Here is a 19,878-nt window from a genome sequence, read left to right as displayed (position 1 = left end):
GATCAGCTATTCCGCTTCAACAAATAGGAAAACCAGGCAGCCACACCGAGCGCCGCCCCGACCGCCACCGAGACAAAGCCCGGTAGCTCTACATTCGCAAATTCGGTGAGCCCAGAAACGATAACGATGCAGACAAGGGCAAAACCGACGCCAACGCCGTATTCCGCCATCCCCAATCTGCCAAAATCGATTCTGCGCTCAGCCATTTAGCGGGGATCCTTGCCAAATACCTTGCGGTACTCTTCTGCGCCGCCCCGGGCCAGGACTTCAGCCTGAGCCAACCAGTTGTCGCGCGCGACGCGACCCTTGAAGTTGAGGCTGGCTTCGACCTTGGCAATGTCTTCAGGCGTCATCGCCGCAACCTGGCTCCAGCGCGTGATGCCAAGGGCATTGAGCCGGCCCTCGAGGACAGGACCAACGCCGGAGATCAGCTTGAGGTCATCCGGATCACCGGCAGGGGCCGTAAACAGCGGCTGCACGCCGCCCTTTTCAGCCACCGGATTGACCTCGGCCGGATTGGCCGGAGGCGCGACGATCTCGGGCTTTTCCTTGCCGACAGTCGCGGCCGAGCCGTCAGCGGCAGGCGGGTTGTCATGCGGCTTGCCGGGAGCCTTGCCCCCGTCGATCTTGCCACCCTCGACCTCGGCGCCGACAGCGCCTTCGCGCATCGGCTGGCTTGGGGTGCCATCAGCCTTGGCTTCGACATTGGCCTTGGCGCGTTCGGCCTCGGCCTTGCCTTCGGAAACCTTGGCGTCGGCCGGCGTCCCCTTGATGGCGGGCGCGGATTCTTCCGTGACATCCTTGGGACGGGCAGCCGTCGTCGGCGCCTGTGCGGGTGCCGGGGCAGCTGGAGCAGCGGCCGGCGCTGCAGCCGGCGCTGCAGCCGGAACCGCGGGAGCAGCATCTGGTGGCGGCGGAGGCGGCACGAATTTTTCGCGCGTCGCCGTCGGCATTTCAAGCAGCGTCGACTGGCCGCCTTGGGCCGCCGCGTTAAGGCGCTCGATCTGGGTGCCAGGCTTGATGGTATCGCCGCGCCCTGCGTGGAAGGCGTCGATGATTTCCTCGAGGCGAGCCGGGGTCAGATCCTCATAGGTATCCTTGAAGATGGTGACCATGGGTGCGTTGACGCAGGCGCCAGCGCACTCGACCTCTTCCCACGACATCGAGCCATCATCATTGAGATGATGCGGGTCGTGGTGGATCTTGTTCTTGCAGACCTCGATCAGCTCCCCTGCCCCGCGCAGCATGCAAGGCGTCGTGCCGCAGACCTGCACGTGGGCCCGCTTGCCCACGGGCTGCAGCTGGAACTGGGTGTAGAAAGTGGCTACTTCGAGCACGCGGATATAGGCCATGCCCAGCATCTCGGCGACCCGTTCGATGGTCGCGCGGGAGACCCAGCCGTCCTGTTCCTGCGCCCGCATCAGCAGCGGAATAACGGCCGACTGCTGGCGACCTTCCGGGTAAAGCGCGATGCGCTTTTCGGCCCAGGCCTGATTTTCTGCACTAAAGGCGAAATTTGCCGGCTGAACCGACTCATCCGCAAGGCGACGCGCAACCATCAGCGATCAACCTCTCCGAACACGATATCGAGCGAACCCAGGATCGCCGTGACGTCGGCCAGCATGTGGCCGCGGCAGAGGTGATCCATGGAGCTGAGATGAGCGAAACCCGGCGCGCGGATCTTGCAGCGATAAGGCTTGTTGGTGCCATCCGAGACCAGATAGACGCCAAACTCGCCCTTGGGCGCTTCGACGGCGACATAGACCTCGCCGGCAGGCACCTTGAAACCTTCGGTGTAGAGCTTGAAGTGATGGATGAGCGCTTCCATCGACTGCTTCATCTCACCGCGCTTGGGCGGCACCACCTTGCCGTCGACAGAGGCCACGGGCCCCTTGCCTTCCGGCGCGGTGAGCTTGGCCACGCACTGCTGCATGATGCGCGTCGACTGCCGCATCTCTTCCATACGGATCAGATAGCGGTCGTAGCAGTCGCCATTGGAGCCGACGGGAATGTCGAATTCCATCTCTTCGTAGCAATCATAGGGCTGAGACTTGCGCAGATCCCATGCAGCGCCCGAACCACGAACCATCACGCCTGAGAACCCACGGGCCCAGGCCTCGTCCAGCGGCACCACGCCAATGTCGACATTGCGCTGCTTGAAGATGCGATTCTCGGTCAGCAGGCGATCGAGATCGACCATGAAGTCGAGGAACTCACCGCAGAAGACGCCGATATCGTCGACCAGATCCTGCGGCAGGTCCTGATGGACGCCACCGGGACGGAAATAGGCAGCGTGCATGCGCGCGCCTGAAGCGCGCTCATAAAAGATCATCAGTTTTTCGCGCCACTCAAAGCCCCACACCGGTGGCGTCAGCGCGCCGACGTCCATGGCCTGGGTGGTGACGTTCATCAGGTGAGCGAGCAGACGCCCGATCTCCGAATAGAGCACGCGGATCAGCTGGCCACGGCGCGGCACTTCAATGCCGAGGAGCTTCTCGATGGCCAGGGCGTAGGCGTGCTCCTGGTTCATCGGCGCCACATAGTCGAGGCGATCGAAATAGGGCAGCGCCTGCAGATAGGTCTTGGCCTCGATCAGCTTTTCGGTGCCGCGATGTAGCAGCCCGATATGCGGATCGACGCGCTCGACCAGTTCCCCGTCCAGCTCGAGAATCAAACGCAGCACACCGTGCGCCGAAGGGTGCACGGGGCCGAAGTTGATGGTGAAATTGCGAACGTCGACTTCAGACATCAGTTCTTCGCCTTCTCGTCGCCCGGAAGCACGTAGTCGGTCCCTTCCCAAGGCGACAGGTAATCGAACGTGCGGAATTCCTGCTGCAGCGCCACCGGTTCATAGACCACACGGCGGCGTTCCTCGTCGTAACGCACCTGCACGAAGCCGGTCAGCGGGAAATCCTTGCGCAGCGGATGCCCGTCAAAACCGTAGTCGGTGAGAATACGGCGCAGATCCGGATGGCCGGAGAACAGCACGCCATAAAGGTCGTAGGCCTCGCGTTCGAACCAGTTCGCGCCGGGAAACACGTCGACAATGGACGGCACCGGCGTCACGTCGTCAGCCTGCAGCTTGACGCGGATACGCTGGTTCAGATGCGGGCTGAGCAAGTGATAGACCACGTCGAAGCGGAATTCGCGGGCCGGATAGTCGGCGCCGCAGACATCAACGAACGAAATGAACCGACACCTGGCGTCATCGCGCAGGAAGGTCACGACGTCGACGATCGCCTCGCGCTCGACATTGATCGTGAGCTCACCATAGGCGACCTCGAAACCCTTGACCGCCGCGCCCAGCGCCCCTGCGACATGTTCACCCAGTGCAGCAAGCGGCTCAACAGTGATATTCTCGTCCATGGCCTGCCCTATCGCTCAATCGTGCCGTCACGGCGAATCTTCTTTTGCAGCAACAGGATGCCGTAAAGAAGCGCCTCTGCGGTCGGAGGGCACCCGGGGACATAAACGTCAACCGGCAGCACCCGATCGCAACCACGGACGACAGAGTACGAATAATGGTAGTACCCGCCGCCATTGGCGCAGGAGCCCATGGAGATGACATAGCGCGGCTCGGGCATCTGGTCGTAGACCTTGCGCAGAGCGGGCGCCATCTTGTTGGTCAGGGTCCCGGCGACGATCAGCACGTCAGACTGGCGCGGAGAAGCGCGCGGCGCCGTGCCAAAACGCTCGACGTCATAGCGCGGCATCGACATCTGCATCATCTCGACGGCGCAGCAAGCAAGACCGGTCTGCATCCACATGAGGGACCCGGTTCGGGCCCATGTGATGAGCTGCGCCACCGTGGTGGTCAGAAAACCCTTGTCCGCGAGCTCGTTGTTCACACCGGTGAAGAACGCATCGTCAGCGCCAATGGGTTTGCCGGTTGCCGGATCCAGCGCCCCGGTGGGACGCGGGGTAACCAAAGTCGAATTGGCCTGGCTCAATCCCATTCGAGAGCTCCCTTACGCCATTCATAAATAAAGCCGATTGTCAGCACGCCGAGGAAAATCATGACCGACCAGAAGCCGAACCAGCCGATGTCATGGAACGCCACGGCCCACGGGAAGAGGAAAGCCACTTCCAGGTCAAAGATGATGAACAGGATCGACACCAGGTAAAACCGGACATCGACCTTCATGCGCGCATCGTCAAAAGCTTCAAAGCCTGCTTCGAATGCCGAGACCTTCTCCGGATCCGGCCGCCTGTGGGCAACAAGCCATGGGGCAACCAGGAGCGCCAGACCAATAACGGCGGCAAGTCCGACAAAGATGACGATGGGCAGATAATTGCTGAGCAAATCAGTCATGCGGCAGCCTAAGGTTTGCACCGGCGGAGAGCCGGCATACGTGGGTCTGCCAGCAATTGGGGCCAGCGAACCGACGCTTCTTTTGATGGCTAGGGCTTAGACCTTCGTAGGGACGGTTTCAAGGGAAAGAAAACATGATGGCACAGGTCATCTTTTTCTATTCTGAGATTACTTGGGACACTGTTATCGTTTCCGGAGCAGATCTGGCACGCATCGCCGCATAACCTGACTTTTTCGAGCCTTCAGCTCCAACCCCTCGCCTGCCCTACCCATGCCGAAAAATGGCGGCCCCTTCTCGGAACCGCCATTGCAAAATGTCGCATAATCAAGTTGGCCAACTTGACACTCGTCGGCCAGTTGATTCTCAGAAGTGGTAGAACACGCCGACAGTCGCCTTCGCGCCTTCAAAGAAGGGATCATTGGCATTGTCGAAGTCACCCAGGCCGACGATCTCGCCGCGAACGGTGACCGCATCGGTCACGGCGAATTCCACACCGCCGCCGAGCTGGTATTCGCTGACCGTCACACCATTGCTCGTGTAGACGCCAACACCGCCAATTGCATAGACGAGCGCCGCATCGGTCACGATGGCACCGGCACGGATATTGGCGAAGAATTCGCCGGCACCGAAGCCATTGCCCCAGATGTAATCGCCGGTGGCTTCAAGGCCGAGCAGGAACGGGTCGACCGGGATGAAGTTTACGCCAACCGCGGCGCCAATGACGCCATAGCCGATGTTGTTGTACGACTCACCGCCGACGCGGGCGCCGATATAGAGACCTTCCCAGTCAAAACCGGCAGCTTCATAGATCGGCTGCGGGGTTGTGGGAATGTAGAGATCAGCAGCCGAGGCTGCCACAGAACCAAGCGCGGCGATGGACACGCCGACGAGAAGTGCACGTACAGTCATTTTAGCCCTCGAGCAGGAGTAGATGCAGCAAGACTGGCAGAGCCGGTATTTCGTCGCAATCCCCACACAATTCACAATTGATGCCGCTCAAGAGTTCGCAAGCAAGTGTATCTCGCCAGACACACAGCGCGCCCTGCAAAAACCAAAACGGCGAACCGATTTCTCGGTTCGCCGAATTGGGTTGCAAGAACAGAAGGCAGAGGGGGTGACCCCTCAGCCTAGATTCTTAGAAGTGGTAGAACACACCGACGGTGGCCTTGGCAGCGGAGAAGAAGTCGCCGCCGTTGTTGAAGTCGCCCTGGCCAACGAGTTCACCGCGAACGGTGACGGCATCGGTCACTGCGAATTCAACGCCGCCACCCAGCTGGTAGACGCCGGTCGAAACGTTGTTGGTGTTAGCAACGCCAACGCCACCGATGGCGTAGACGAGGGCAGCGTCGGTCACGACAGCACCAACGCGCAGGTTAGCGAAGAATTCGCTGGAGGAGGTAACGTTGTTGCCCCAGAGGTAGTCACCGGTGACTTCAACGCCAACCAGGATCGGGTCGACGGGGATGAAGTTCACGCCGACAGCAGCACCGACAACGCCGTAGGTGGTGTTGTTGACCTGAGCGGCATAACCAGCCGGATCGGTACCGACGAACTGGCCACCGAGACGCACGCCTGCATAGAGGCCTTCCCAATCGAAGCCAGCGGCTTCGTAGATCGGCTGCGGGGTGGTCGGGATGATCAGGTCAGCAGCAGAAGCACCACCAACCATCAGGGCAGCGGCAGCAACGCCGAGCGAAAGCGAACGTACAAACATATCTTGCACTCCCATAGAGTTAACCGTAGTCGGCTGATACATGACTCAGGGGACACGCTAAGACAACCCCACACCAACGCAATTTGGGCGGTGCGGATAAAATTTGATGACCATTTGCGCGGGGTGTTGCACCAAAGTCGCGCAATTGGTCCAATTTGATACAAATTTCCGGCACATCCCCCCACTTCACGACGATTGAGTGTCGTTAATAGTGCCTTAATGTGGCCAGCGATTTGGACGTTGCCACATTTCTGCCCGAAATGCAAATGGCCCCGATTCGAAAATCGGGGCCACCTGTTGAGACTCGGATTCTGTCGCGATCAGAAGTGGAAATTGGCCCCGATCGTGAACTGATCCTTGGGGTTGTCGCCCTGCGTCGGGAAGGCATGCAGATACTGGGCCCGCACCGAGATCGAGTCGGTGACCGCCAGTTCAACGCCGCCGCCCAGGAGCGCGTCCTGCTCTTCTGGCGCGCCGAGGTCGATACCGTAACCGCCCGCACCATAGATTACGACATTATCGGTGACGACGAGACCGGCGCGGCCAAGGATCTGGCCGTAGCTGGTTTCGACATTGCCCCCGGTAATGCCCTGCACGGCAACTTCGGCGCCAAGCAGGTAGAAGTCGAACTGGGCGTTCACACCGGCCTGGACACCCAGACCATACTGCGTGCCGCCGATTTCACTGTTCTGCACGCCGCCATAGACGCCGGCATAAAAGCCGTTCCAGTCAAAACCGGCTTCTTCATAGACGGGCATCTCCACCGGAGTGCTGGTCGGTACTGTGATGAGGTCAGCGGCGTACACTGCCCCCATGGGAATGGCGGTGGCGATCGTCGCCACGGCGATCCTGGTAAACTTGCGCATCGCTTGTCTCCTTACTACTGGACCATCTGGGCAACGAAACGCCCCCCTGGCGGCGGCCGTTCCGTCGATGGCCTTCTCTGTCAGGCGAGGGATGCAAACGTGCAACACGGTGCACCCCTGCCCGCCCGCAAAGAGATGGGCTGGCTTTCTGTCCACTTACGGACCCCCAGAGGGCCAAAACAAGGCGTCGGCCGATCGTGGCCGCAGCGCAACACCCCTACCCGCTGACTTGCGGCAACTGCCCCACCAGCACCGGATCGGCGCGGAATTCTTCAGGAAACAAAGCCTCCAGCGCGGCGATCTTGGGCAGATCGTGATGCACGATGTAGGGCCAGGTCGGATTGAGCGTCAGAAAATCCTGATGGTACTGCTCGGCCGGGTAAAACCGATCGAGCGGCTCGAGCGTGGTCACGATCGGCCCCTCGAACAGGTCCGCGTCGTCGAGCTGGGCGATATAGGCCCGTGCCACCTTCTCCTGCGCGCCATCGCGGTAAAAAATGGTAGATCGATACTGCGTCCCCCGGTCCGGCCCCTGATAGTTCAGTTGCGTCGGATTGTGCGCCACCGAGAAGTAGATCTGCAGAAGCTTGCCGTAACTGACCTCGGAGGGGTCATAGGTGATCTCAACGCTCTCGGCGTGCCCCGTGTCGCCCCGATTGGTGATCTCATAGAACGCCGTCTCGGCCGCACCGCCCGAATATCCCGACACCGCATTGCGCACGCCACGCACCCGCTGGAACACGCCCTGCACGCCCCAGAAACACCCGCCGGCAAAAACGGCGACAGCCGAACTCCCCTCCTCGGCGAGATCCTGATCGGGTGGTGGAATAACGACCGGCTGCTCCTGCCCCATCGCAGACCGCGCGAACGGCAGCAATCCGAGCGCAGGCAATGCTGCAAGGCCGGCAAGGACGGAACGGCGACGAAGACGAAAGCTTTCCATGGGTGCACCGGCAAAACGTCAGCTCAAGACTGACCCAGCCAGTATCGCGCAGCTTCCTGCGGGAAACATCCCCCTCACGCCGATATGACAACCGGAGGGTGCAGCAACGGAAGAGAAAGGAAAAATCGGCTCATTCGCCGAGGGCGCCAACCCTTTAAATCAACCGGATATCTCGGTGAAAGGGTGGCGCGAGAGACGGGGCTCGAACCCGCGACCTCCGGCGTGACAGGCCGGCGCTCTAACCAACTGAGCTACTCCCGCAGCGCTTGCGAACAAGTCATCCGCGCAACGTGTAGTCTGTCTACTGGAGACGATTTGCTGTGTAAAGGGGGCCAGGAAATTCCTTCGAACTTTCCACAGCTTAGCAAAATCAGTTCTGAAAAAACAAAAACCGCGCTGACGAGCGCGGCGAATTCAAAACTGAAATTTTGAGGAGTTCAAGGGGACCATTGCGACACCCTGAAAAAGGGTGGCGCGAGAGACGGGGCTCGAACCCGCGACCTCCGGCGTGACAGGCCGGCGCTCTAACCAACTGAGCTACTCCCGCAGCGCTTGCGAACAAGTCATCCGCGCAACGTGGGTTCTCTATAGGGACCAGCTTTTCGGTTGTAAAGGCCCCTTCATCCTCTCCCTTATTTTTATACACAGCCCTCCCCTATCCCATGCAAATACCGCGCAAAGTCCCCGGAGTGTCGCGATTGGATTTTGCCGTGCTGTCGACAGCGGAGTGTCCCGCGCTTTCATTCGGCCTCGATCGAAGATCCGGCATTCGCCGGAATCGCAAGTTTGTGCACGAACACCCCTTTTTATGAATCGGACCACGCCTTTGACCGCTGGTGGGTGGGTCGATCCAACGCCTCCCCGCAGAAGTCCCGTCCTGTAGGAGGGCCCTCTTGACGTGCATGGAACGGGAGATGAGCGCATCGGCCCGAACGCTCGTCTCAGCGAACGCATCCGGATCGCTTCGAACCATGACTGCCGACGTCACTGTACTCGGGAGCTAAAAGCTCGACCTGAGCCGGAACGCCGGAGCGGCCTGTATGCGACGGAAATGTAAGGGGAAAAATGGTGGGCGATGACGGACTCGAACCGCCGACATTCTCGGTGTAAACGAGACGCTCTACCAACTGAGCTAATCGCCCCCGCCGCTTGTGCGGAGTTGCGCCTTGTTAGGGTGCCCGCCTTCGCACGTCAACAGGCATTGTGCAAAAACAAACGGCCCCGGCGATAAACGCTCGGGGCCGCTCGAGGATCGAACCTGAAACAGGCTTAGTTGATGGCGTCCTTCAGGCCCTTGCCGGGCTTGAACTTGGCCTGGTTGGAAGCCGGAATCTGGATTTCGGCGCCAGTGGCCGGATTGCGGCCAGTGGAAGCCTTGCGCTGCGACACGGCGAACGTGCCAAAGCCGACCAGACGAACTTCGTCGCCTGCCTTAAGAGCGGCGGTGATGGCTTCGAACACTGCGTCAACCGCTTCAGCGGCCTGCGCCTTGGTGATCGTAGCCTTGTCGGCAACGACGCCAACCAGATCGTTCTTGTTCATAGCGTATCCTCACAGTGAGTGCCCGCCCTCGCTGGCGAACCACAATCTCGGTAACCCTTGGTCGATTCTAGCTGAAAGGCAAGGATTTCCGCGTGTTCTACGGGGCGGACGGTACGGAAAACTTAATGGCGCGGAAAATTGGGAGCGACAAGCCAGTATTGACCGGTTTTCGGGGGTTTCCACCGTCATTCGGCCCCGGTTTCCGCCACATTTTGCGTTCTCCTGATTCCAAGGAGCAACGGCAGCGCCGAGAGATATACGACGACTGCGACGATCCACACGAGGCCAGGCCAAAATCCGCGAACCTCCGCATAGATCAGGCTGAACATCAGCGGCCCGAACACCGCGGCAAGACTCACCACACTCGCAAGAACCCCCTGCAATTGCCCCTGCCGCTCCGAATCGACCTGACGCGTCGTCAGCGACTGCAGCGCCGGCATACCGATTCCCCCCAGTGCAAACACCGGCGCCATGGCAAACAGCACCCAGCCATACCCAGCGAAGGCCAGGGTCAGCAGAGCGCCTGTCTCGAACGCCATGCCGACGATCAGCGCCCAGCGTTCCCCCAGCCGTTCGACCGCCGGCCCGGTGAGAAAGGCCTGCGCCAGGGCATGGAACACCCCGAACGCCCCGAGAGAGAGGCCGATGGTCATGCCGTTCCAGTCATAGACATCCTCGCTGAACTGCGCCCAGGCGGTGCCATAGACAGTGCCAACGAGGTTCAGAATGAGGAAAATGGCGATCAGTGGAATCAGCGCCTTGAAGCTGAAAGCCCAGGCCAGCGGCTTGAATGGATTAAGCGTGTCCCAGCTAAACCGCGCGTCGCGCTTTCCCGGCCGCGATTCGGGCAGCACGAAAAACGCCAGCGCCAGATTGATTCCATTGAGGACTGCTGCGGCGAGAAACGGCCCGCGCAGCCACATATCGCCCAGAATGCCGCCAAGCACCGGCCCGATGATGAAACCAACGCCGAACATGGCGTGGAACAACCCGAATCGCTTGGCGCGCTCGTCCTCGCTGGAAATATCGGTGATGTAGGCGGTGGCTACGGCCATATTGGCGCTGGTGACGCCGGCGATCGCCCGACCCAGCACCAGCACCCAGAGGTGGGGCGCAAACGCCATGACGAGATAATCGATGGCAGCCCCCGCCAGAGACAGCAGCAGCACCGGGCGTCGCCCGAATCGATCGCTGAGCACGCCCAGAATCGGCGAAAACAGGAATTGGCAGGCTGAATAGAGCGCCAGCATGATCCCGAGCAGCAGGGAGATATTGTCCGTGTGCCCTACTTCGCGCAGCAGCGCCGGCAGAATGGGAAAAATCAGCCCGATACCGATAGCATCGAGCAGCACAGCGGCGAGAATGACGACGAGGGCCTTGTTCATTGTCTTCTCCCGGACGTGGCTTGGCGGCATGCTGGAGTACAGAGTTGGCTACCGTGTGACAAGCGCGCCCGGCGCCCCATGCTGACAACGAGTGGCAGCAGACCAACGCAAAACGGCGGCCCGAAGGCCGCCGTCTCACATGTCATATTGGTCTGGTTCGCTTAGTGCGTCAGGCCAGCGGTGGTGTCATCAGCCGGATCGGCCTTGGTGGCCACGGCCGGCTGGGCATCAAAGTCCCACTCGATCGCCTCGGGCTTGCGCACCAGCGCCCGCTCGATGACCTGATCCATCCGGCTCACCGGCACGATTTCCATGCCTTCCTTGACGATATCGGGGATCTCCTGGAGGTCCCTGACATTCTCTTCCGGAATCAGCACGGTCTTGATGCCGCCACGGAGCGCCGCAAGGAGCTTTTCCTTGAGGCCGCCGATCGGAAGCACCCTGCCCCGCAGCGTGATCTCGCCCGTCATGGCGACATCATTGCGGACCGGGATGCCGGTCATCACCGACACGATCGCCGTGGCGAGGCCGATACCAGCCGACGGACCATCCTTGGGCGTTGCACCTTCCGGAAGGTGGACGTGGATATCCCGCGTATCGAACAGCGGCGGCTTGATGCCGAAATCAATGCTGCGCGACTTCACATAGGCCGTCGCGGCGGTCAGCGATTCCTTCATCACTTCCTTGATGTTGCCGGTGACCGACATGCGGCCCTTGCCCGGCGACATCACGCCTTCGATGGTCAGCAGCTCGCCACCCACGGAAGTCCAGGCAAGGCCCGTCACCAGACCAACCTGTGCCTCGGCCTCGATCTCGCCGTGCTTGAAGATGGCCGGGCCGAGATACTTGGCCAGACGCTCGTCATCGATCTCGACCGACTTGACCTTGGTGCGGACGATATCGGTCACGGCCTTGCGCATCAGCTTGGAGATTTCGCGCTTGAGGTTACGGACGCCGGCCTCGCGGGTGTAGCCGCGAATAACCTTCATCAGCATCTCGTCGTTGAGCACGAATTCGCCATGGGCGATGCCGTTCTCACGCGCGGCTTCCGGGATCAGGTGCTGCTTGGAGATCGCATGCTTTTCCTCCTCGGTGTAACCCGAGAGGCGGATGATCTCCATGCGGTCCATCAGCGGACCCGGAATGTTGAGCGTGTTCGACGTCGTCACGAACATCACGTCGCTGAGGTCATAATCGACCTCGAGGTAGTGATCGCTGAACGTGTTGTTCTGTTCGGGATCGAGCACTTCGAGCAGCGCCGAGGACGGATCGCCCCGGAAATCCTGGCCCATCTTGTCGATTTCATCGAGCAGGAACAGCGGGTTGGATTTACCAACCTTCTTGAGCGACTGGATGATCTTGCCGGGCATGGACCCGATATAGGTGCGGCGATGACCACGGATTTCGGCTTCGTCCCGAACCCCGCCCAGCGCCATGCGCACGAACTCACGGCCGGTCGCCTTGGCGATCGACTTGCCCAGCGAGGTCTTGCCGACGCCCGGAGGACCGACGAGGCAGAGGATCGGGCCCTTGAGCGTGCCGGTACGGGCCTGCACGGCCAGATACTCGAGGATGCGCTCCTTGACCTTCTCAAGCCCGTAGTGATCCTCGTCCAGCACCTTCTCGGCGAGGTTGAGGTCGCGCTTGACCTTGCTCTTCTTGCCCCAGGGCAGGCCCAGGAGCGTGTCGAGGTAGTTGCGCACGACGGTGGCTTCAGCCGACATCGGGCTCATGCCCTTGAGCTTCTTGACCTCGCCGTCAGCCTTGGCGCGCGCTTCCTTCGACAGCTTGGTCTTAGCAATGCGCTCTTCCAGTTCGGTGATCTCGTTGGCGCCGTCTTCGCCGTCGCCGAGTTCCTTCTGGATCGCCTTCATCTGCTCGTTGAGATAGTACTCGCGCTGCGTCTTCTCCATCTGGCGCTTGACGCGGCCGCGGATGCGCTTTTCCACCTGCAGCACGCCGATCTCGCCTTCCATCAGACCGATGATCTTCTGGAAGCGTTCGATGACGGACAGGGTCGAGAGCAGATCTTCCTTCTCGGGGATCTTGATCACGAGGTGGCTGGCGATGGTATCGGCGAGTTTGGACGCGTTCTCGATCTGCCCAACGGCAGCGACAACCTCGGCCGAGATTTTCTTGTTCAGCTTGACGTAGTTCTCGAACTCGCTCTGGGCGGAACGCGCCAGGGCTTCGACTTCGATTTCGTCTTCAGCCGGCTCCGGAAGCGGAGTGGCTTCAGCCTCGAAATATTCTTCGGTCTGCACATACTGGTCGATGGTCGCACGGCTCAGGCCTTCGACGAGCACCTTTACCGTGCCATCCGGAAGCTTGAGCAGCTGCAGGACGGTCGCGATCGTACCGGTCGAATAGATCTGTTCAGGCGCCGGATCATCGTCCTGCGCATTTTTCTGGGTGACGACAAGAATGTGCTTGTCGTCCCGCATGACTTCCTCGAGCGCCTTCACCGATTTCTCGCGGCCCACGAAAAGCGGCACGATCATGCCAGGGAAGACGACGATGTCGCGCAGGGGAAGAACCGGGTAAACCCGGTCCCGGCTCACTTCGCCGGTGGGAATAACGTCCGACATCACATTTCCTTTCCGGGGCGCGCCGGCAGGAACTCAATTGGCACGCCCGTATTGCGACTACCCAATCCCGAAAGGCTGGGCGATTCAGGTTAATAAATAGGGCTCAGGAGGGGCTCCGCAAGTCACGGTTGGAGCTTTTGTGACGACCAAACGGGCTACGCACAGGAGATATGTGATAATCCCGAAAACACCTGTGTGCCTAAGGCACACCGTTGATATCGTGGATTTTTCTCTTGTCGATGCAAAATGGCCCCCGGCGCGAGCCGGAGGCCATCAATGACTTCTCTGTCGGGACAATCAGGCCCCGGCAGGCATGTCTTCCTTCTTGCGCTCGGAATAGATGTAGAGCGGGCGCACATCGCGACCCTTCACCACTTCTTCCGAGATCACCACTTCTTCCACGCCTTCGAGCGAAGGCAGGTCGTACATTGTGTCGAGCAGGATCGCTTCCATGATCGAGCGCAGGCCGCGCGCGCCGGTCTTGCGCTCGATAGCCTTCTCGGCGATCGCCTTGAGCGCATCCTCGTGGAAGGTCAGTTCGACCTCTTCCATCTGGAACAGACGCTGGTACTGGCGCACCAGGGCGTTCTTCGGCGCCGTCAGGATTTCGATCAGGGCCGGGATATCGAGGTCTTCGAGGGTCGCAAGGACCGGCAGACGACCGATGAATTCCGGGATCAGGCCGAAACGCACCAGATCTTCCGGTGCCACGTCCTTGAGCAGATCGCCAACGCGACGATCCTGCGGATCCTTCACGGTAGCTGCAAAGCCGATGCCCGAGCCTTCACCACGCGCAGAGATGATCTTCTCGAGGCCGGCAAAGGCGCCGCCGCAGATAAACAGGATGTTCGTCGTGTCGACCTGCAGGAATTCCTGCTGCGGATGCTTGCGGCCGCCCTGCGGAGGCACAGAGGCAACGGTGCCTTCCATGATCTTGAGCAGTGCCTGCTGCACGCCTTCGCCCGACACGTCCCTTGTTATCGACGGATTGTCCGACTTGCGCGAGATCTTGTCGACTTCGTCGATGTAGACGATGCCGCGCTGGGCCTTCTCGACATTGTAGTCGGCAGCCTGGAGCAGCTTGAGGATGATGTTTTCCACGTCCTCGCCGACATAGCCGGCTTCGGTCAGCGTGGTCGCGTCAGCCATGGTGAACGGCACGTCGAGGATGCGTGCCAGCGTCTGGGCCAGCAGCGTCTTGCCCGAACCGGTGGGACCGATCAGCAGGATGTTGGACTTGGAAAGCTCCACGTCCTGGTTCTTGGTCGCATGGTGCAGGCGCTTGTAGTGGTTGTGCACCGCCACGGACAGCACGCGCTTGGCGCGGAACTGGCCGATGACGTAATCGTCCAGCACCTTGCAGATTTCAGCTGGGGTGGGCACCCCGTCGGAGGACTTGACCATGGAGGTCTTGTTCTCTTCACGGATGATGTCCATGCACAGCTCGACGCATTCATCGCAGATGAACACGGTCGGCCCGGCGATCAGCTTGCGAACCTCGTGCTGGGATTTCCCGCAGAACGAGCAGTAAAGCGTGTTCTTCGAGGTTTCGCCGTTTGTTGTCTCTTTGGACATCCAGTCACTCCCGGGGGCTAAGGGCCCCCAAAATCAAGCGTTATCGAAAACGGTAACGCCCAAGACATAAAGAAAGTCTAAGCCGAAACGACCTTAAAGGCCGTTCCGGCTCCATGCAATTGCACCCGGATCACACTCCACGGCGCACAGGTATCGTGATTAACGACCAGATCAGACCGGAGTCTCCGGAACGGCGCGCTTCTCAAACACGCTGTCGATAAGGCCGAAGGTCTTGGCTTCTTCCGGGCTGAGGAAGCGATCACGCTCGAGAGCGGACTCGATTTCCTCGTATGTACGCCCAGTGTGCTTCTCATAGATTTGATTAAGACGGCGCTTCAAACCCTCGACTTCCTTAGCATGAATCAGGATGTCGGTGACCTGACCCTGGAAGCCGCCGGACGGCTGGTGAACCATCACGCGCGAGTTCGGCAGCGAGGTGCGCATGCCCGCTTCACCGGCTGCAAGCAGCAGTGAGCCCATCGATGCCGCCTGGCCCATCACCATGGTGGCCACGGCCGGACGGATAAACTGCATCGTGTCGTAGATCGAAAGGCCGGACGTCACCACGCCACCAGGCGAGTTGATGTACATGGCGATTTCTTTTTTCGGGTTCTCTGATTCGAGGAACAGCAGCTGCGCCACGATCAGCGAAGCCATATTGTCTTCGACGACACCGGTCACGAAGATGATACGCTCACGCAGCAGGCGCGAATAGATATCGAAAGCGCGTTCGCCACGGTTCGACTGCTCGACCACCATGGGTACGAGCGTATTCATGTAAAGATCGTGCGGATCCCGCATATTTTGCCCCTTGGCTCCCTTCCCGCGTCGCATGACGGGTGGCGAGCTAAACTGGTTGAACCACGTCTTTGCCCCCGAACGCAGTGTGGCAGGGCAGCGTGACGTGTCGAAAATCGAATCGGCGCGACAGGCCGATTGCAGGCGAACCGCCTTAACGGGCGGTAAAGGCACAGATAGGCGGCAATGGGGCAAGCTTCAATAGAAGAAGCCCCCGCCTTGAAGATAAGGTGAACACGACGTTCGCCTTTTCCTCCCACCGATCAGGCAAACGAGATGGCGATGCCCTTCTTTTTGAAATAGGCCTGCATCAGCTTGCGGCCCTGGCGGTTCGGCTGGGCCAGCTTGCTGGTCTCGAACACCGCCTCGCTCACACCCTCCTTGGCCATGGCGCTCTTGAGCGCGGCCATGTGCAGGTCGAGCTCCTCGTTGTCGTTCCGGATGGAGGCGTAGATGGCCTCAATGGCAGCTGAAACGGTGATATCGCTCAATTGTAGAAATCCTCAGTCGCGTTTGACTGCCTTCAAGACATCATTGCGGCCCGCTTGCCAAGGCTTTTTGCCGCCAATGTGCCCCGAAGGGGACGAGCGCCCTGCCCGTCCCCCACGCCACGGCGCTCAGAGCAGCGGCGCCGGCCGCCCTTCTCCGGTCTGGCTATGCCGGTCATCATCGCGCAGGGCACGAATTTGAATGCGGGCGTATCCTGCGATCGGATCATCAGAAAAGAGCGCCTGCGCCTCCGCAACGCTGCCGGCTTCGAGCAGCACGACCCCGCCCAGCACTTCCTTGCTTTCCGAATAGGGTCCGTCGGTCTCCGCCATCCGGACCGGCCGGCGGTCGATGCTGACTTCGTCTGAAACATCCACAAGCGGCGACGCATAGAGCAGATGCCCGGCGGCCCGCAGCTTCTGGTCATGTTCGATCGTGGCATCATCGATACGGGCCATCTCGTCGGCACTGACACCGGCGAAAGCATCAGGGGCGAAGTAGAAGAGGCAAAGGAATTTCATGTCCCATCTCCATTGTTGGATACCTCGCCAACGAATGCACCGGCCCCGCCTCGACTAATTGCTGTGACTTTTTTCCCGGTACCTGCACGTTTTATTTCCACCCCCTGCGGCAGGGCATAAGATGAACCCAGTTTAGCCCTCCGGACAATCATGGCCGCCATTATCCAGATCAAGCCTATCACAGACGTCCCCGCCAACCGCAGGGCCAGTGCCAACCCCAAGGACCCTGCGTTTTTCCAAAACCCCTACCCCTTCTATGAACAGCGCAACACCAGCGAGCCGGCCTTCTTCTGGGAGGAATACGGCCACTGGTGCTTCGCCGGCTTCAAATCCGTCAGCTCCCTGTTACGCGACAAGCGCTTCGGCCGGGATATCCTGCATATCGCCAGTCGCGAGGAAATCGGCCTGCCCGAGCCCAAGCCGCATGTTGCCGACTTCGACCTGACGGAAAAATACTCGCTGCTCAATCTGGAGGCGCCTGCCCACACGCGGCTGCGCATGCTGGTCAACCGCGCCTTCGTCTCGCGCCAGGTCGAGCAATTGCGCCCGCGCATCAATCAGCTGGCCAATGAGATCATCGACGGCTTTGAGGGCGAGGAGAGCGTCGATCTCATCAAGGCTTTTGCGGCCCCCATCCCGGCCATTGTCATCGCCGAGATGATCGGCCTGCCGGCAGAGATGGCTCCGCAACTCCTGAACTGGTCCAACCGCATGGTGACCATGTACATGTTCGGCGTCACCCACGAGACCGAGCTCGACGCCAACCAGGCCGCAGCCGAGTTCATGGACTATCTGCGCACTGTCATTGCCGAGCGTCGCAAGGCCCCGCGCGAGGATCTCCTCACCCACATGCTCACCACTGAGCAGGGCGGCGAAAAGCTCACCGACGACGAGGTGATGTCGACCGCAATCCTCCTGCTCAATGCCGGACATGAAGCCACGGTGCACACCACGGGCAACGGCGTTAAATCCATCCTCGAAAGCGGGCTTGATCCCAAAACCCTGTTCGCGACGCCCGAGCAGGCAGAAGCAACCGTGGAAGAATGCCTGCGCTTCGACGCGCCGCTCCATCTCTTCACCCGCTATGCCCTGCACGACATGGATTACGAGGGCATCCCGTTACGCCGTGGTGACGTGATCGGCCTCATGCTTGGCGCCGCCAACCGCGACCCCTCGCGCTTTGCCAATGCCGGTACGTTTGATCCCTTCCGCACCGATGGCGCCAATGTCAGCTTCGGCGCGGGCATTCACTTCTGCATCGGCGCGCCGCTCGCGCGCATTGAATTGCAGGAATCCATGTCGACGCTCTTCCGGCGCCTGCCCAAACTTCGCCTTGCCGAACAGCCCCGCTACGGCGACGTCTATCACTTCCACGGCCTCGAAAAGCTCATGGTCCGCTGGGACTGATCTACGATCCATCGGCACCTGCGCATCCCTCCCCCTTGTCAGGGGGAGGATAGCAAAGCTAGGCCGCAAGGCCGTAGCGGCGCTGAGGTGGGGGTTACAATGAAGAAATACCCCGCCATTCGAGCGCAGCTCTCATGGCCTTCTCGGCCAAAAAATCGCCCCGCTCCAGCACTCCCCTTCAGGACGCCTCAAAGCCCTACAAGCACGCCCGGAAGCAGCAGCGGCAGATCTTCGCTCAGCATGCCAGGCCCGCCAAAGCGGTTCGCGGCCTCGGCATGCAGCCAGACCCCGGCGCACGCGGCCTCGAAACCGCTCATGCCCTGCCCCATCAGCCCGGCAACGATCCCGGCCAGCACATCCCCGGCCCCGGCCGTTCCTAGCCAGGTCGGCGCATTGGCATTGATCGCCGCGCGGCCATCGGGTGCCGCGATCACCGTGTCGCTGCCCTTGAGCAGGATGACCGCTCCGGAATGGGCCGCAGCCGCCCGCGCGCGCTCCAGCTTTCCGCCGGGCACGTCGCCGAACAGCCTCTGGAATTCGCCATCATGCGGCGTCAGCACCACCGGGCGATCGGCTGCATGGATAGCCTCAAACAGCGCTTCGCTGTGCTCGGCAAAGCTGGTGATGCCGCCAGCATCGAGCACGACGGCTGCCCCCGACGCCAGCACCGCCTCCACCTTGTCCCGCGTTTCTTCGCCCACACCCGCCGCTGGGCCGATAACGACCGCATTGATCCGCCGGTCCTCGAGCAGCTGCCTCAGTCCCTCGGCACCTTCGGCCGGCTTGAGCATGATGGAGGTGACATGGTTGGCGTGAACCCGTAACGCCTCGGTATCGCCGGCCAGCGACACAAGCCCTGCTCCGGCCCGAAACGCGCCATAGGCTGCGAGCCGCGCCGCCCCGGTCTCCAGCACACCGCCCGAGACCACAGCCACGTGCCCGCGGTCGAATTTATGGCCATCGGCAAGGGCACTCGGAAGCGACCACAGCGCCGGCGTATTCTGCCAGGCCTGCGCACCAATCTTGTCCAGCACGGCTTCAGGAATGCCGATCTCGGCCAGGACCACCTCGCCGCAATGCTGCCGCCCCGGGAGCAGCAGATGGCCCGGCTTGAGCCGGAAAAAGGTGATGGTCATGTCGGCGATCATCGCCGCACCCCGAATGGCCCCGGTCGCCCCGTCGATGCCGCTCGGCACGTCGATACTGACCACCGGCAGGCTCGAGTCGTTCACGGCATTGACCATGTCGGCATAGGCGCCCGTCAGATCCCGATCGAGCCCGGCCCCTACCATGGCGTCGACCACGAGATCAGCGTCGCGAATATCCTTGGGCGTAGGCTCGTCGCAGCGGCCGGTCCAGAGCTCAGCCGCCTGCGCCGCATCCCCCTTGAGATCAGCGCGATTGCCAAGGAGGCGCACCTGCACCGGCCAGCCCCGCTGCTGCAGCAGCCGCGCCACGATGAACCCGTCGCCGCCATTGTTTCCCAGCCCGCACAACACGAGCACGGAGCGCTGGTAATAGCGCTCGATGATCGCTTCCATCACGGCCTTGCCGGCCGCTTCCATCAGTCGGAACGAGCGCATCCCGCCGGCCACGGCAAGGCGATCGGCCTGCGCCATTTCCTGAGGGCTGAGAAGAATATCGGCCTGCGACATGGCGTGCTCCCGAACCAGACAGTGATTCCGCCCAACACATAGAGCCTGCGAGCCCCCCTCGCCAGACCATGCGCCAAAAAAG

At 60.9% G+C, this 19,878-nt stretch carries 19 protein-coding genes and 3 tRNA genes; 1 reads left to right on the top strand and 21 read right to left on the bottom strand.

All coding sequences use genetic code 11. The annotated features are described in order from the left end of the window. Nucleotides 1-2: 2 nt before the first annotated feature. From NYQ88_RS10545 to NYQ88_RS10450, 20 genes are all read right to left on the bottom strand, one after another. The gene (locus NYQ88_RS10545) at nt 3-206 is read right to left on the bottom strand and encodes a hypothetical protein (protein WP_275651106.1); all 204 of its coding nucleotides are present in this window, start codon (nt 204-206) and stop codon (nt 3-5) included. Beyond that, nucleotides 207-1,559 (bottom strand): NADH-quinone oxidoreductase subunit NuoE, encoded by a 1,353-nt coding sequence (gene nuoE / locus NYQ88_RS10540; protein ID WP_275651105.1) that lies wholly within the window; start codon nt 1,557-1,559, stop codon nt 207-209. After that, a complete protein-coding gene (locus tag NYQ88_RS10535; protein ID WP_275651104.1) occupies nt 1,559-2,749 on the bottom strand; it encodes an NADH-quinone oxidoreductase subunit D in 1,191 nt (396 codons plus the stop codon). Before NYQ88_RS10535 ends, nuoE begins: the two co-directional genes overlap by 1 nt. Continuing rightward, nucleotides 2,749-3,366: an NADH-quinone oxidoreductase subunit C gene (locus tag NYQ88_RS10530; protein ID WP_275651103.1), complete on the bottom strand. Its 618-nt coding sequence runs from the start codon at nt 3,364-3,366 to the stop codon at nt 2,749-2,751. The genes NYQ88_RS10535 and NYQ88_RS10530 overlap by 1 nt, the downstream gene beginning before the upstream one ends. 8 nt (nt 3,367-3,374) lie before the next feature. After that, entirely contained in the window at nt 3,375-3,956 is a 582-nt protein-coding gene (locus NYQ88_RS10525) for an NADH-quinone oxidoreductase subunit B (RefSeq protein WP_275651102.1), read from the bottom strand. Then, entirely contained in the window at nt 3,947-4,312 is a 366-nt protein-coding gene (locus NYQ88_RS10520; RefSeq protein WP_275606858.1) for an NADH-quinone oxidoreductase subunit A, read from the bottom strand. Before NYQ88_RS10520 ends, NYQ88_RS10525 begins: the two co-directional genes overlap by 10 nt. 364 nt (nt 4,313-4,676) lie before the next feature. After that, a complete protein-coding gene (locus NYQ88_RS10515; RefSeq protein ID WP_275651101.1) occupies nt 4,677-5,222 on the bottom strand; it encodes a hypothetical protein in 546 nt (181 codons plus the stop codon). Between the two features lie 226 nt (nt 5,223-5,448). Further along, nucleotides 5,449-6,027, bottom strand: coding sequence for a hypothetical protein (locus NYQ88_RS10510; protein WP_275651100.1), 579 nt, complete (start codon nt 6,025-6,027; stop codon nt 5,449-5,451). 320 nt (nt 6,028-6,347) lie between these two features. Next, nucleotides 6,348-6,893, bottom strand: a complete 546-nt coding sequence (locus tag NYQ88_RS10505) for a porin family protein (RefSeq protein ID WP_275651099.1) — start codon at nt 6,891-6,893, stop codon at nt 6,348-6,350. 217 nt (nt 6,894-7,110) lie between these two features. Then, a complete protein-coding gene (msrA, locus tag NYQ88_RS10500) occupies nt 7,111-7,836 on the bottom strand; it encodes a peptide-methionine (S)-S-oxide reductase MsrA (protein ID WP_275651098.1) in 726 nt (241 codons plus the stop codon). Between the two features lie 184 nt (nt 7,837-8,020). Further along, nucleotides 8,021-8,097, bottom strand: a tRNA-Asp gene (locus NYQ88_RS10495). A gap of 209 nt (nt 8,098-8,306) precedes the next feature. Next, nucleotides 8,307-8,383: transfer RNA gene (locus NYQ88_RS10490), tRNA-Asp, on the bottom strand. Nucleotides 8,384-8,902: 519 nt separating this feature from the next. After that, nucleotides 8,903-8,978, bottom strand: a tRNA-Val gene (locus NYQ88_RS10485). 127 nt (nt 8,979-9,105) lie between these two features. Next, entirely contained in the window at nt 9,106-9,378 is a 273-nt protein-coding gene (locus tag NYQ88_RS10480) for an HU family DNA-binding protein (RefSeq protein ID WP_275606853.1), read from the bottom strand. Nucleotides 9,379-9,563: 185 nt separating this feature from the next. Further along, nucleotides 9,564-10,763 (bottom strand): TCR/Tet family MFS transporter, encoded by a 1,200-nt coding sequence (locus tag NYQ88_RS10475; RefSeq protein ID WP_275651097.1) that lies wholly within the window; start codon nt 10,761-10,763, stop codon nt 9,564-9,566. Between the two features lie 161 nt (nt 10,764-10,924). Then, nucleotides 10,925-13,351 (bottom strand): endopeptidase La, encoded by a 2,427-nt coding sequence (gene lon / locus NYQ88_RS10470; protein ID WP_275651096.1) that lies wholly within the window; start codon nt 13,349-13,351, stop codon nt 10,925-10,927. 297 nt (nt 13,352-13,648) lie between these two features. Then, on the bottom strand, nt 13,649-14,926 hold the full coding sequence (gene clpX / locus NYQ88_RS10465; protein ID WP_275651095.1) for an ATP-dependent Clp protease ATP-binding subunit ClpX: 1,278 nt from the start codon (nt 14,924-14,926) through the stop codon (nt 13,649-13,651). Between the two features lie 171 nt (nt 14,927-15,097). Beyond that, nucleotides 15,098-15,727 carry an ATP-dependent Clp protease proteolytic subunit gene (locus tag NYQ88_RS10460; RefSeq protein ID WP_275651094.1) on the bottom strand — a complete coding sequence of 210 codons (630 nt, stop codon included), beginning with the start codon at nt 15,725-15,727 and terminating at the stop codon, nt 15,098-15,100. A 260-nt stretch (nt 15,728-15,987) separates the two neighbouring features. Then, on the bottom strand, nt 15,988-16,215 hold the full coding sequence (locus tag NYQ88_RS10455; protein WP_275651093.1) for a hypothetical protein: 228 nt from the start codon (nt 16,213-16,215) through the stop codon (nt 15,988-15,990). A 126-nt stretch (nt 16,216-16,341) separates the two neighbouring features. Beyond that, nucleotides 16,342-16,734: a YciI family protein gene (locus NYQ88_RS10450; RefSeq protein ID WP_275651092.1), complete on the bottom strand. Its 393-nt coding sequence runs from the start codon at nt 16,732-16,734 to the stop codon at nt 16,342-16,344. 150 nt (nt 16,735-16,884) lie between these two features. Here NYQ88_RS10450 and NYQ88_RS10445 point away from each other — a divergent pair, with 150 nt between their 5' ends. Beyond that, nucleotides 16,885-18,141: a cytochrome P450 gene (locus NYQ88_RS10445; RefSeq protein ID WP_275651091.1), complete on the top strand. Its 1,257-nt coding sequence runs from the start codon at nt 16,885-16,887 to the stop codon at nt 18,139-18,141. Nucleotides 18,142-18,329: 188 nt separating this feature from the next. On the opposite strand, the gene NYQ88_RS10440 is transcribed toward NYQ88_RS10445, so the two are convergent. Then, nucleotides 18,330-19,796: an NAD(P)H-hydrate epimerase gene (locus tag NYQ88_RS10440; protein WP_275651090.1), complete on the bottom strand. Its 1,467-nt coding sequence runs from the start codon at nt 19,794-19,796 to the stop codon at nt 18,330-18,332. Between the last annotated feature and the right edge of the window lie 82 nt (nt 19,797-19,878).

Origin of the sequence: Devosia sp. SD17-2, from assembly GCF_029201565.1 — a bacterium.
Classification (GTDB): domain Bacteria; phylum Pseudomonadota; class Alphaproteobacteria; order Rhizobiales; family Devosiaceae; genus Devosia.
The sequence above is the reverse complement of the archived record's forward strand: the minus strand, read 5'-3'. Positions and strand labels throughout refer to the sequence as shown.